This is a genomic window from Vallitaleaceae bacterium 9-2 (assembly GCA_038396585.1).
GTDB lineage: Bacteria > Bacillota > Clostridia > Lachnospirales > Vallitaleaceae > UBA1351.
In genome coordinates this window covers 67272-81372 of the sequence record CP121691.1, presented here as the reverse complement: position 1 = coordinate 81372, position 14101 = coordinate 67272, and the positions used below count along the sequence as shown (strand labels likewise).

Below are 14101 nucleotides of genomic sequence, written 5' to 3'. Positions count from 1 at the left end.
GTGCACAAGCACTTAATGAAAGGTATCAATACTGTAGTCTTTATAGTGAAAGCCAAACCACCGTGATTGGGCTTGTCCAGGATATGATGGTGCAGGTAGAATAATAAGCTCGCCTGTATCATCCAATACCTGTGGAACGGTTGTCTTTATGTGTTCATATAATAAGGTTTTTAATTCTTCATACGTCGCTTTGTACTGTGGGTCTGTTGATAAGTCACGTTCCTCCATCGGGTCGTTTTGCATATCAAATAATAGATAATGATCGCCTCGTCTTGAATATACTAACTTCATGTAATCTTTCATGACGCAAAAATTCGTATTAAGGGTATTACCATAGAAGACTCTATCCACATCATCGTTCATGACCTTAAAGAGACTTCGCCCACCCATCGCTTCGCTTGTCGCTTCTATCCCTGCCATCTCAAGAATTGTTGGATAGATATCTGCCATCTCTGCCATACGATCTATTTTTTGCCCTTTTCTTAATTCCTGTCTGGATGTTGGTGGAAGAATAATAAGCGGAACATGTGCCGATCCTTCAAAGTATAGATTTTTTTGGGCCGCATGATGATCTCCTAGCATCTCCCCATGATCAGAGACAAACACAATCCATGTATTTTCAAAAAGATTATTCTCCCGTAGCGCGCCAAAAAGTCGACCTAGAGAGTAATCAATCTGCGTAATCAGTGCGTAGTATGCTCTTTTAATCACCTTAATCTGTTCCTTCGTATGCAGGTGCATATTGGTATTTTCATAAGACCCGGCTAAAAATCCTTGAGGCGTATGTTCAATATCTTGGGACCAATCTCCATACGTCGGTCCTGGAATATCAATATCTTGATACAACGTCCAATAATTGAGACAAGGATCAAACGGAGGATGGGGTTTTGTAAAGCTTGTCCACAAGAAAAAAGGTCGCGTGGTATCTCTGGTTTCTAAAAAATCAATGGATTTTTCTACAATCCAATGGGTCATACTGTCATTTTCATGCACCGTTGAAATTCCCGGCTCCGATGGGCATTCACCCATACCATGCGCCTTCGGTTTTGCTTGATCTTGCTTCTTATCATACTCACGCATATAATCAAGGGGCAATATCATATCCTCAAATCCATAGTTTGCCCGTGCCGGTGTAAAATGCATTTTTCCAACGGCTTTTGTTTGATATCCATTTTCTGTCAAAATCCCCGGCAGTGTTGCTTTTTTTGCCGTTATTTTTTTCATAAAGCTTTCATGATCCGCATTACTAATCACACCAGACTCAAACCCTCGATATCCTGTCATAATCGTTGTCCTTGACGGAACACATACCGGGCAATCTGCATAGCCTCTGGTAAAGGCAATTCCCTCTTGCGCAAGATAATTTAGGTGGGGTGTGAAAATGTGCCTATTTCCAAGCGCTTGTATTGTATCAAAGCGCTGTTGATCTGTTGTAATTAGAAGAATGTTTTCATTCGTCATGATGTGCCTCCTCTTTTATGATGATTTTTGTATTTAGCATTTTTATAGCAATAATACTAAATACACTAATGCCTACAAAATTAAAAATTGGTACAAAAACACTTCCATACACAAGTACACTTAACAGTGCCAAAAGTGTGATTGTCGTTCCTAAAAATTGATAAGCCATCACCGTTGCTTCAAAAAACAACTGTTTAATGGTCCCTGATTTATATGCCAACAAAATCAACGTATATGTGGTGGTTGCTATAATTTGAATCAACAGCGTAAACTGCACTGCAAAGATGATCAGCAACAGAACCGGGTTGCTAAAAATACGCGTCAAGCGATCCATCTGGGTTAAGTTAATTAAAATAACCGCTATACAACTTAGCATAATCAGCCAAACTTTTGTTGCTATGTGAAACTTTTGCTTAAACACTTCAAAAAAGTAATGAAAGCCAATATTTCCCTTGCCTTCATTCTTCCTTTTAAACATAGTCATTAAGGCAACCGTTGCCGCTCCCCCCGTAAATCCAAGACCAATCAAGGTAAACACTATCCATAATAAATTCATATAGATGGCATCAATCATTGCCATTCCCCATTTATACATTATGCCATCAATCGAAAATACACTTTTCATAATGCCTCCTATATCGTTGACACTGCATTGCCTTGTCTCCTAATCTGTGCATCTATCCTTTTACAGAGCCTACAGTCAGTCCCTTAACAAAATACTTTTGGAAGAAGGGATAGGCACAGGCAATCGGAACCGTTGAGATAACTACAATCGCCATTCTTAGGGTCTCTGCCGGTAAATCTGCAATAGAGATTGCACTACTTCCGATTGCATCTGCATTTTGGATGAGAAACTGCATCTGACTTTCAATTTTCATCATCAAATATTGAATAGGCATATATTCCGCCGAGTCAATATATAGTAACGCTTGGAACCAATCATTCCAATACGCCAATGTCGTAAATAACGCAATGGTTGCAATGGATGGCAGGGAAATAGGAACGACAATTTTTAAAAACGTTCTAAACTCACCCGCTCCATCAATATGTGCCGCTTCAATAATAGATTCCGGTATGGTTGTTTTAAAAAATGTACGCATAACAATAATATAAAACGCATTCATTAATAGCGGAAGTATCAGTGCCCAAATTGTATTTCCTAAGCCAAGAACACGTGTAACTACTAAATACGTCGGAACCAATCCCCCTGTAAAGAGCATCGTAAAAAATGCTGCATAATTAAAAAACTTACGGAAGATGAACTTTGGTCTTGTCAGTGCATAAGAATAAAACGACGTTACAATCAAGCTAAGTGTTGTACCTATAACTGTAATGAAGATGGTTACACCAAAAGAGCGCAAGATTTGTTTTCCTACTTTAAAAATATAAATATATGCGTTCAAGCTATATTTTTCGGGAAATAGCGTATATCCATTTTGTATCAATGTGCTTTCATCCGTAAATGATGCCACGATCACAAGTAAAAACGGAACAAAACATGCTAGTGAAAATAATCCAAAAAAAACAGCAATGGCAATTTCTGGTCCTCTTGATATCTGATGAAAATTTTTTCTCTTTCTTTTTGCGAACATAATAACCTCCTTCTTTAGAAAATGCTGTTTTCTTTGTCTACTTTTCGTATAATTGCGTTAGTAAGCATAATCATTATAAAACCAACTGTTGATTGCAAAAGCCCTGTTGCGGTTGTAATTCCAACATCACCTGTTTTCATAAGTCCACGATATACATATGTATCAATAACATTCGTTACCGGAAATAGTGGTCCGGATTCTTTGGGCACATTATAAAACAGTCCAAAATCCGCATTGAAAATCCGACCTACAGCTAAGACGGTAAGGGTTATGATCATTGGTTTTAAATGGGGAAGTGTAATGTATATAATCTGTTTCCACTTTCCTGCTCCATCAAGCATCGCTGATTCATAATAAGCCTTATCAATACTTACAATTGCTGCTAAGTAAAACACGGTAGAATACCCTACATTTTTCCAGTTGTTAATCAATACTAGGAAGAACGGCCACCATTTTGTCTCTGAATACCAAGACACCGGTTCTCGCCCCATGCTTACCAAAATATTATTAACTACACCCTTATCTATACTCAAAAAAGTAAAGACGAAGTAAGATACGATGACCCACGATAAAAAATACGGAAAGAACATACTCGTCTGATAAATTTTGCTTAAGCGGTGATTCGTCAACTCATTAAGCATAATTGCAAAGGATACCGCAAGAACAGTTCCTGTAATAATAAATATAATATTATAGCCTAACGTGTTTCGAATGATTACTTTGGCATCGTTGGATGCAAACAAAAATCTAAAGTTGTCAAAGCCAACCCATTCACTTTTTAGCAAACTGTTAATAAATCCTCCGGGATAATAGCGAAAATCTTTAAATGCAATGACAACACCTGCCATTGGTAAATATTTAATGACTAATAACCAAATAAACCCTGGTAATACCATTAGTAAAAAGGGTAAATTTTTCCTCATTTTATACAGCATATGTAAACCTCCTAAATATAGATATGTGAAACTGATGATCTATCTACAATTATACTTTTTCTAGAGATTCCTGCCAGTTGCATTTGTTTAAATTCACTGTAAAAAATTCACATTACTGTATTTTTCGTTAGTATATATGGATTTATTTGCTTGATTTTATATATATTCACTAGATATTTTCAAAACATACTTTTTCATAACAAATACTCGAACTTTTTTTCAACATATTCCACATATGCCTATTATTTTTCACGCTTTTTATACGCCTGCATTCCCTCTATATAATTACGCGGCGACATTCCAAATACTTTTTTAAACGCTCTTGAAAAATAGTTATAGTCATTATATCCCACCTCAAAGGCTGCCTGGGAAAAGGTCATCCCATTAACCATATGTGTCAACGCTCTATAACATCGATATTTATTGATATATTGATGCAATGTTAATCCGGATTGTTTTTTAAAAATCATACTCAAGTGTTGCGGTGTCACTCCGATTTCTTTACTAAGTTGCATGAGCGACAAATGCTCGTTAAAGTGATAGGTTATATACCGCACGACTTCTCTTACGAGCTTTTCTGATTGTTTATTACCCACTAATTGATGCTGGTTATTTTGGGTTCGAATCTCTAAAAGATAGCCTATTAATTGATAGATAACACCCTTAACCCTATAGTAACTCGCCTCGTCATCTCTTGCATTAAGGGTTTGAAGTTGTTGTGCAATCCTTCTTAATTGCTCATCATTTTTGATAAATGTCGGAACGTGTTTATATACATCAATAAATGGATTTTCTTCATCTTCTCCATATTCAAACGCTGTCAGATCAATTTGAACCGTCAAGAACGTTGTCCCATCTAAAAAATCCATGCCATTATGTACCTCACACCATCCAATATAACCTGTATCCCCTTCATATAACCACTCCCGTTCTTTGTTACAAAAGACTTCCACTGCACCTTGTAAGACAAAGTAAAACTCAATCGCTTCATGCCAATGCATTTCAAATCCAGTATCATTTTTATTTCTATACTGTTTTGTTATCCATACCGGCAAACGTTTTTTCCCAATATCAATAAATTGGTGTTTTGGAACTTTATTCATCATCACTTCACCTCGATAATATGAATATTGTGCTATTTTTTTTATGATTTACTACCTTTTTTCGCTATGCATCTTACTATAGTATGAGTATAACATCAAATATTATTATGTAAAGGAGATTACCTATGCGACTGTTATTTATCGATATCGATACTTTAAGACCTGACCATATGAGCTGTTATGGTTATCACAGAAAAACAACCCCTAACATCGACCTACTCTGTAATGAAGGCATCCGCTTTGACAATTATTATACATCCAACGCTCCTTGTCTACCTTCTAGGGCGGCACTTATCAGTGGAATGTTTGGATTTAAAAATGGTGCTGTCGGCCATGGAGGAACAGCAGCCGACCGCCGTCTCTCTGGTGCTGACCGCTCCTTTCAAGACTATGTCGATGTGGATAATTTTCACAATATCTTTAGAAAAGCCGGAATGCAGACGGCTTCAATTAGTACTTTTCCTGAGCGCCACTCCATGTGGTGGTTTAATGCAGGTCTTAACGAATGCTATAATCAAGGCGGTTGTGGAAGTGAATCCGGCGAGCAGGTTTTGCCTACAGCCCTTGATTGGTTAGAACGTAAAGGTTCAGACGATAACTGGTACCTGCATTTTCATATCTGGGATCCTCACACCCCTTATCGCGCACCTCAAGAGTTTGGAGACCCTTTTAAAAATGACCCCATAAAAGCGTGGTTAACTCCTGAAGTTTTTGAAGCACACAAGTCCCATGTTGGTCCACATTCAATTTTAGAAACAGGAATGTATGACGATAATGTTGGGAATTTTCCTAGACAACCGGGCAGTTGCGAAGATTATGATACCTTTATTAAGTTTCTCAATGGATATGATACTGGAATTTTATATGCCGATTATATCGTCGGTCAAGTCATTGATAAGTTAAAATCCTTAGGCATCTATGAAGATACTGCAATTATTATCACTTCTGATCACGGAGAAAATATGGGTGAACTAGGCATCTATGCAGAACATGGAACCGCCGATAAAGCTACTTGTAATATTCCTATGATTATCAAGTGGCCCGGTGTCATCGGCGGTAAAATTGACTCCGGCTTCCATTATAATTTAGACCTATTGCCAACGCTTTCGGAGATGTTAGGGGTCGATAGCGCTTCCCACTGGGATGGCAAGAGCTATGCTTCTGTCTTTAATGGCGGCGACGCTACAAGAGACTATTTAATTCTTTCGCAAAATGCGCATGTGTGTCAACGCAGTGCTCGATTTGGAGATTGGCTATATATGCGTACCATACATGATGGCTACCATCTGTTTGATAAGGAAATGCTATATAACTTAAAAAATGATCCCTATGAGCAATATGATGTAAAAGATGCACATCCAGATATTTGCGCTCAAGGCGCAAAATTAATCTTAGACTGGCAAGAAGAGTTGTTACTTGAAAATCCGGGCATCACCGATCCGATGTGGACAGTCATGCGTGAAGGCGGTCCTTTTCATACTCGCACAGATCTTGAGGCCTACATCAAGCGCCTAGAGTCTACCAATCGCTGTGCAGGCGCACAAAAATTACGCGATAAATATTTATAATTTTCTATATCTACTTGGCGCAATCCCCATATGATTTTTAAAAGCATTGCAGAAGTAATACTCGCTATTAAAGCCTGTAACTTCTGCAATTCTTCGAATCTCATAAGGTGTCGTCTTAAGCAGGACTTTTGCCCTTTCAATACGATATGCATTGATATATTGATTGACCGAAGTTCCAACATATCTTTTAAAAAGCCTTGAGAGTTGACTATAGCTCATTTACACTGAATGGGCTACATCCTCAACCAATATGTCTTGCATATAATTTTCTTCGATAAAGCGAAGAGCTTGATTGACTATATGATCATGCTGTCGCTTTTTATACATGGAGTAGTCCATCGCATCTTCTCGTTGCTGCTGGGCTGCTGCGCGAAAAACAATTTGCAATACTAAAAGCTGTACTTCGGACATGCTCTTGTTTGCTTCGCCTGTTTTTAAAAGACTCGCTATGTATGCATGCATGTTTGCATCTTCTGCTATAGGCTCCAAAGAGGCTTGTTCAAGTGCTGATGCTAGCTCTTTTGTCTCGATAGTTTCATTGGTGAACTCCCAACGGATTGCCACTCCAATATGTGAGGAGTCTTCTTTTTGCTTATGTGAATGATACGTTTGTGGAGCAATAATATAATAGGTACCGGCTTCTATTTTATATTCCTGTTCTTCCATCCGTGTATGTACATGCCCTTTAATCACATAATGCAATTCAAAAAAAGTATGTCGATGCCTTGTAACTTTCCATTGACTTCCATTATCCATATCATGGATTCCAAGAATTCGAATTCCAACCGTATTGAATTTTATGTCTTGTTGGCATATTTTTAGAAGTGGCTCAAAGTTTTTCATACACATCATCCTAACTCAACTAATCTCATCCCATGTTTTAAAGACTTTGGTTATATTTTCAGGCTTTGCACCGGGGCCAAACTCACATTGAGCTATGCAGCCACCGCCATGGTAAAGATATTCCTTAATACTGTGCACCGCTTGTTCAACTTCTTTTTCGGTTCCAAACGGTAAGATATATTGTCGATCAATCTCTCCCCAAAAGGTTATTTTCCCTTGATATTGGGATAAAAGCTTGGGTGTCATACAAAAGACTTGCGAATTAATCGCATCTAATCCTAGCTCAATAAGATGTGGAAAAATATCAAGGATATATCCATCTGAATGCATAAATATTTTTTTCCCATGTCGATGAGCGATATCAATATAATCCTTATACATGGGCTTAAATAACTCAATCCATAATTTTGGATTGATCAGCAAGCTTTGCTGTGACCCCCAATCATCCATAATCATTAGCGCATCGACATCTGTTTTTGCCCATTTTTCAAGAAGTTCACAGTAAAACTTATGCATGCGTTTCATAAACTCAAGCAAGCCTTCTGGCAATAACATTAAATCAACAAATAGATTTTGTGTTCCACGAATAAACTGTAGCTGCTCAAAGGGCCGCGGGCAACATCCTGCCATAACAAACTTGTCCGTACTGCTACAAAACGCATTAATTTTTTGTTCATCGATGGTCAACCATTCTATGGGGATATGAACATTATCCACGTCTTCCCAGTTTTCTCCACAAACAAGCGGTGTCTTAACCTCACCAATAATCCCTTTTTGATAATTGATAAATCGACACCCCCATGCATCCACAGATTCTCCAACTGCATAGGGGTCTCCCTTTGCTATATCTTGCTCTAAGCAATATCCCGGTGCTCCTGTAAAGTCACTCGGATACTCTTTTTTAAGCCTTTGCAATGCTTGCGAATAATTCTCCTGTGCCCAAGGCAAAATCCACAAATCCCTTGGCACCCGCTTTGGCTGTTTAAATTCCAACGCTTGATATACTAATTCTCTTGATGTCATCTGATTACCTCCAATACATAGCTAACTTTATTTTTTTCATATTAGCAGTATAGCATTGGCGCTTGATTGACATTTAAGATATTCGCTCATGAACTTGTGGATTTCGCTCACCATTGATTAATACTTTACATCAAACATATGAAAGGCTAGAACCGAGTCATTCATCGCTTTGGCTAAAGCAAAACATTTTTCCGGTTGTGTGTGTTTAGTGGATACTATGCTATAGTTAAATTGATAGAATCCACCTAGGGATGCTTTGAAGTTGGTTTCCCAAAAATTATTCATCACCCATGAGTATATAAAGTCCACATTGTTCACCTGGGCTTCTTTTGCTAATTTTATAGGATGCGCTTTTATCGTTCCCATGGAAACTAATGGAGTATCCGGCGTAAGCACCATGATGGATGCATCTTTTCCAATCATAGCAATTCCATTTTGAATACTATAAAAATCTATGCAGCTTCCCGGCAATTGATCAACTCTTGGGCGAAAAGCCACGCCAGACTTGTCCATCCATATTTCTTCTTCCAAACCGGCTGTAAGCGGCAATGCCAGGTACAGATTTTCCGGTTCCCACACACTCGTCTTATGTATTCTTAGCTCAACATCAATTTTGGGCAGATGCATATACCCCGTTAAAATAACGTCACATAATGTTGTCCCTTGTAATTCATAGGACAGCTTTAGGCGTCCCAACACATCACCTTGTTCAAGCACCTCTATCTTCTTAAGCTTTCCTGCATGCCGTTGGGTGCCGGTATCCTTTCGGTTACGTCCCATCACTCGTCTTTGCTCGCATGGGTCTAGCGTATAAGGTGTGACCTCATAGATTGGTGTAAATACGTTATATTCTTTCTCTTCATGAATAAGTTCACACATCGTTTCTTTATTCACCAAGGAAGTTATGCCATCCTCTTCATCAAATGCCATAGAAAAATACGGTGTCTCTAATTGATAAGGTGTTACCTTTAATGGACAATCGCTTGTTGGGGCATATAAGTCAGCGATTCTATCGCTGCCGTCATTTGCCGACATACCCGGTGCATGAAGTGACGGTGATTTTTTTTCAATAACACGATACGTTTTCATTTGTTTTGGTTCTAATTGTGCTAAAAAATTAATTTCAAAACCACGAGGGATTCTTACACATTGATAGGGCACGATATGTCCTGTCTCTTCTTCAACAATATCAAAGCATTCATGGGAAAAAAGAATCTCTAAGTTTACCTTTGCAATCTCAGATACCTTGACGTCATGAGGGTTAATCACCTTAAAACGGTAATCGTTATTCATGCGCACCTCTGTTTCACCATAGGATGCGTTGAGTTGATCTATGGCGCGACTTGTCGCTTCATCCGCTAAGCTCGCATACATATTCTTCCTTTGATCTAGATTATTCACTTGTGGATGCCATGGTTCAATAATGGATGAAGAGTATCCCCATGTATGCTCGGAGTAGAACATTAGGTTGTACCTTGCTGTCTCCATAACATCTGGATCAATAATCTCTCGATTTGGATCAAGCCGTTCACAGATGTTGTATTTTCTCTGTGCTTGTCGATAGTGCTTAACGGTATTGGGCGTTGAACCAATCCCATCTGCCCACCAATCTGTCCAGTCACCTTTAAACGTTTCAATTGTGCTCTCATGCTTACGGACATAGGCAAATAATTCTTCTAGCGTGACCATTTTAATTTTTATTGCCTTGCCATGCTTCTCATTAAATGCTTGAATAAAGTTATAGATGGCCTCGTTAGGCGGCGCATTGTCTGTCATAAGTCCTGATACTGTAATCGGAACAAAATCATAAGCATATCCATCTTCACGTAGCTTTTCAACATATCTATAGATTCTTTGTTCTGCTAGTTCAAACGGTGGAATCTTTTCATTTTGCAGACCATCCCTAACCATATAATTTCCAATGTTGGACTGTACAAGCCCCAAGTCATTTCCAATATTATAATGTTCCCCTAGCCACACCAAAATTTTTCTTCCACTTGGTGCTTCCCAGAAAAACGGTCGTTGTTTTTTATTCGTCGGATAAAACCCATGATGTGTATGTAATGCTGAATAAAAGTTAGAAATCCCCTCATCCAACAAGGCATCTGGATACCCCCATCCATAACCATTGATGTCTGCCGTCATTGCACATGTTAGGTTTAATCCCAAGCCATCCATTTTTTCTACAGCTTTGTGGAGCGTCTGTTGATGTATCGTCTCATGTAATAGATCCGTGCAGTTAAGATAGTTGCCGGATACACCTATCTTTCCTTCCTTCACATATTTGATAAAATCATCAATATATTCTTGCGTTGTATTATCTAGGAATTTTTCTACACACCAGAAACTTTCACACGTCCATTTAAAGGGTTCCTGTTGTTGATTGGGCGCCTGCGCATTAAGAATATCAATAACTCGTTCAATATACTTAATATGGTGCCACTCAATTTTCTCCTGTCGATCTGTATACCCAATGTCGGTATGTGAATGATGAATGACTAATAACTCCATTGTTTTTTCCATAATTTTCCTCCCAAGATATATCTGTATTATTGCTTACCCATATACTCTTCCAATATATTATGATTATTCTCGGGTGTATATATAAAAAACCTTTAGTTTAATGTAAAATGTTTAGAAGTATTTGCTTTCGAGTACTTTGTATTACCATATTAAAAAATCTTTAGCTAATAATCTTAAAATTCCTTCCGTTAAAAAATAATCTCCGTATATAATTGGAACTTCTCTATCTGATGATCGATCATACCTCGCCGATCCATACGATAGTATTGAATCCTTATCTACATCAAAACAGCAATATTTTTCTAACGCTTTTATGCATTTTAATGAAGACTCTACATATAGTGATTTTTCTAGCTCCGGGACAAATTCAGCAATCTCCAACAGTCCACATATTGCACAGGCAGAGGCTGTTGTATCAATATACTTAGGCTCCTTAGGTGATCTAAAATCAAGTAACGCAATATAATCATTTAAGGCTATATTTGCTAAAAAATACGCTGCACACGTTTTTGCAGCATTTAAATATTTTTCATCCTTTGTATACCTATATGCTAAAGCCATCCCATAAATTGCCCAAGCTTGACCTCGACTCCAAGAAGAATTCAGACCATAGCCTTGACCACCTAAGTTTTCAATAAAAGCTCCTGTTTTGGCATCAAATTTTGCAATATGATGACAAGAACCATCTGGACGTATTAAATACTCTAGAGCCATGTCCGCATGAGAAATCGCAATATGCTTATAGGCATAATTATTCGTTTCTTTAAAAGCAAAATGTAAAAGCGGTAAATTCATTAAACAGTCAATAATCGTAATTCCCATCTTTTCTGAATCGTTCCAAGCTCGGATAAAATTTCCCTGTGTATTAAACCTACCTGCTAAAATATTTGCTGCATGTAGACTTCTTTCTAAGGATTTTTCATTATTTGTTAATCTATAGTTCGCTACCGAAGTATGTAACCATTGAAACCCTACATCGTGGTCTAGATGCACAAATTTTGTTAATGCTTCATCTAATCGTTCTTCAATTTTTTCTGCATTAACTTTATATTTTTCTTTTTTCGTCGCATGATACATTTGCCAAAGTATGCCACAATAAAATCCGTTGGTCCAAGCCTCTAAATGCCTTTGTCCCATATCAAAATACTGTCCGTTTTCTGTGGTATAAGGCATAATACTTCCTAATCTATCGCATTGCACCGAAAGTTTTCTTTCTAATTTTTTATAGAAATTCTCTAAATACATTTTATCATCACTGTTCATCTCGTACCTCATAACAATCGCCTCCAACATAAACACCTTTCATCGTAAAGTCCGTTTCTACAACACTTTCAAATTTTGTAACGCCTATTCCAATTTTAATTTCAATAGATGGTATACTCGTAACCGGAAATACTAAATTCGTATTGGGCGAAGGATTTATTACCATTGCTTTACCCATCGTCGATTTGACCTGGCTTTTTCCGTTTTCATCATAAACACAAGACAACTTATCATCTATCATGTATTTAATTTTTGTTCTGTTTTTCGGGTACGAATATCCACTATCATAAGCAACACACTCAATGTTACTGGTAACCTTATGCTTTCGAACATGTCCATTTTTTGTCGGAATTAACGTTGTCTCAACCTCTATATCTTTACATGGCGACCAAATGGACACAATTTTATCTTTTTCTAAGGTATAACTTTTACATTTTCTTCTCACATAATACATACCATTCACATAAAATGCCAGCATACTATCAGGAGCGGTTTCTTCCAAGGTAAAATATGAACGGGGCACTGAAAATCCAAAGGCAGAAGAATAGGCAAATTTAGAATATTTCTCTGCACAATGGGTGAAATTTTTAGAAGGATACTGTCCGGATGTTAATGCCTTCACATCATATGGAGATTTTGTTATGATCATATTCGATTCTTTAATCAGTACCGCCGCATCACCCGTTGGCAATGCCTCTATTGCACATTTCCAGAATTCATGTTTATCGTCTAAGGCTAAAAAGGCAAAGGCTTTAAAGGCCCAATATGGTGAACCTGTTGAATTATAATTTTCCGACATTAATAAGTTTGGATACGTATATCCAACCGTTAATATTTTTCCATTATCAAAAATAGGTTGTCGTAACCAATACTCTAAGTGTCGCGTTATTAATCCTTTAACAACTCCCACAGAAAAAGTCGGCACTTCGGCCAATAGACATGCACTCCAAAACGAAACCTCAGCAAATCTATACGTCAATGAACGGCCAAAAGGAATCGATTTTCCTTCATCATCAAACCAATAGATAAACGTTTTTGAAAAAAAAGAAGCTCGTTCTTTATATAAACTACATCGGTCTGGCTCTTCATCTTGCATAAATTTTGAATATAACAAACAATAATAGTGTATTGCAAACGAAGTATAATAATCTTTTTGAGGTCTATCTCCATCAGAATACCAACCATTACCCAAATAAAAAGATTCGTATAATGCAACCCCTTTTGATATCTGTTCCTTACTGTAGTTTTCTCCTACACTTTTTAAAGCTAGATTTGTCAATACCCTAAAAAATTGCCAATTTGTTTTAGGCATATCGTATAAATTAATCGTATATAACCATTTTGAAAGATTTTCTTTAGCCTCTTGATCCAACCCTTCCCAAAAATATTCAGGTAACATTAATAAGGCATAACTGATTGCCGCCATCTCTACCATTCTCTGATCAAAATCAGATATATCACCCCAATATTCTTTTGAGTCTTGACGCACGCCATTTTTTAATCCATTTTGATAGATCGATAGAAGTTCATCATTGGAGCCTCCTCCATATAAAAACGGTACAAAGCCCCACAGTATTCTTGAAAATCCTTCCATTTTTCCAATGTCATTTCCATAGGCTGCTGCCGTTGTACCAAGAACTAAATTTGCATTTTCAGAGCTATAATATTTTATCAATGGTTCGACTAAGTCTGTAAATATTTTATGATAATATTTTTTGTTATACACCTTTAACCTCCTGATTAGAATTGATGTTTTACGTATACTTTAAAATAGAGAGAAGTCCGATCGA

At 37.5% G+C, this 14101-nt stretch carries 11 protein-coding genes; 1 reads left to right on the top strand and 10 read right to left on the bottom strand.

What is annotated here, in order from left to right:
• Positions 1–12 precede the first annotated feature (12 nt).
• The 5 genes from QBE53_00390 to QBE53_00370 form a co-directional block, all read right to left on the bottom strand.
• Positions 13–1461 carry a sulfatase-like hydrolase/transferase gene (locus QBE53_00390; GenBank protein WZL81600.1) on the bottom strand — a complete coding sequence of 483 codons (1449 nt, stop codon included), beginning with the start codon at positions 1459–1461 and terminating at the stop codon, positions 13–15.
• A complete protein-coding gene (locus QBE53_00385) occupies positions 1451–2086 on the bottom strand; it encodes a DUF624 domain-containing protein (GenBank protein ID WZL81599.1) in 636 nt (211 codons plus the stop codon). The genes QBE53_00390 and QBE53_00385 overlap by 11 nt, the downstream gene beginning before the upstream one ends.
• 52 nt (positions 2087–2138) lie before the next feature.
• The gene (locus QBE53_00380; GenBank protein WZL81598.1) at positions 2139–3053 is read right to left on the bottom strand and encodes a carbohydrate ABC transporter permease; all 915 of its coding nucleotides are present in this window, start codon (positions 3051–3053) and stop codon (positions 2139–2141) included.
• 14 nt (positions 3054–3067) lie between these two features.
• The gene (locus tag QBE53_00375; GenBank protein ID WZL81597.1) at positions 3068–3988 is read right to left on the bottom strand and encodes an ABC transporter permease subunit; all 921 of its coding nucleotides are present in this window, start codon (positions 3986–3988) and stop codon (positions 3068–3070) included.
• Between the two features lie 242 nt (positions 3989–4230).
• Entirely contained in the window at positions 4231–5094 is an 864-nt protein-coding gene (locus tag QBE53_00370) for an AraC family transcriptional regulator (GenBank protein ID WZL81596.1), read from the bottom strand.
• 122 nt (positions 5095–5216) lie between these two features.
• Here QBE53_00370 and QBE53_00365 point away from each other — a divergent pair, with 122 nt between their 5' ends.
• On the top strand, positions 5217–6659 hold the full coding sequence (locus QBE53_00365; GenBank protein ID WZL81595.1) for a sulfatase: 1443 nt from the start codon (positions 5217–5219) through the stop codon (positions 6657–6659).
• A 219-nt stretch (positions 6660–6878) separates the two neighbouring features.
• On the opposite strand, the gene QBE53_00360 is transcribed toward QBE53_00365, so the two are convergent.
• The 5 genes from QBE53_00360 to QBE53_00340 all read right to left on the bottom strand — a co-directional run bounded on the left by QBE53_00360 (position 6879) and on the right by QBE53_00340 (position 14037).
• The gene (locus tag QBE53_00360; protein ID WZL81594.1) at positions 6879–7502 is read right to left on the bottom strand and encodes an AraC family ligand binding domain-containing protein; all 624 of its coding nucleotides are present in this window, start codon (positions 7500–7502) and stop codon (positions 6879–6881) included.
• 15 nt (positions 7503–7517) lie between these two features.
• Positions 7518–8525, bottom strand: a complete 1008-nt coding sequence (locus QBE53_00355) for a uroporphyrinogen decarboxylase family protein (protein ID WZL81593.1) — start codon at positions 8523–8525, stop codon at positions 7518–7520.
• A gap of 117 nt (positions 8526–8642) precedes the next feature.
• Positions 8643–11048: a hypothetical protein gene (locus tag QBE53_00350; GenBank protein ID WZL81592.1), complete on the bottom strand. Its 2406-nt coding sequence runs from the start codon at positions 11046–11048 to the stop codon at positions 8643–8645.
• Between the two features lie 141 nt (positions 11049–11189).
• Positions 11190–12323 (bottom strand): glycoside hydrolase family 88 protein, encoded by a 1134-nt coding sequence (locus QBE53_00345; protein ID WZL81591.1) that lies wholly within the window; start codon positions 12321–12323, stop codon positions 11190–11192.
• Positions 12301–14037: a DUF2264 domain-containing protein gene (locus QBE53_00340; protein ID WZL81590.1), complete on the bottom strand. Its 1737-nt coding sequence runs from the start codon at positions 14035–14037 to the stop codon at positions 12301–12303. The genes QBE53_00345 and QBE53_00340 overlap by 23 nt, the downstream gene beginning before the upstream one ends.
• Positions 14038–14101: the final 64 nt, after the last annotated feature.

Coding starts and splice junctions, on each gene's coding strand:
- QBE53_00360 (WZL81594.1), bottom strand. CDS start 7,502: ATGAAAAACTTTGAGCCACTTCTAAAAATATGCCAACAAGACATAAAA.
- QBE53_00375 (WZL81597.1), bottom strand. CDS start 3,988: ATGCTGTATAAAATGAGGAAAAATTTACCCTTTTTACTAATGGTATTA.
- QBE53_00350 (WZL81592.1), bottom strand. CDS start 11,048: ATGGAAAAAACAATGGAGTTATTAGTCATTCATCATTCACATACCGAC.
- QBE53_00380 (WZL81598.1), bottom strand. CDS start 3,053: ATGTTCGCAAAAAGAAAGAGAAAAAATTTTCATCAGATATCAAGAGGA.
- QBE53_00345 (WZL81591.1), bottom strand. CDS start 12,323: ATGAGGTACGAGATGAACAGTGATGATAAAATGTATTTAGAGAATTTC.
- QBE53_00355 (WZL81593.1), bottom strand. CDS start 8,525: ATGACATCAAGAGAATTAGTATATCAAGCGTTGGAATTTAAACAGCCA.
- QBE53_00390 (WZL81600.1), bottom strand. CDS start 1,461: ATGACGAATGAAAACATTCTTCTAATTACAACAGATCAACAGCGCTTT.
- QBE53_00385 (WZL81599.1), bottom strand. CDS start 2,086: ATGAAAAGTGTATTTTCGATTGATGGCATAATGTATAAATGGGGAATG.
- QBE53_00365 (WZL81595.1), top strand. CDS start 5,217: ATGCGACTGTTATTTATCGATATCGATACTTTAAGACCTGACCATATG.
- QBE53_00370 (WZL81596.1), bottom strand. CDS start 5,094: ATGATGAATAAAGTTCCAAAACACCAATTTATTGATATTGGGAAAAAA.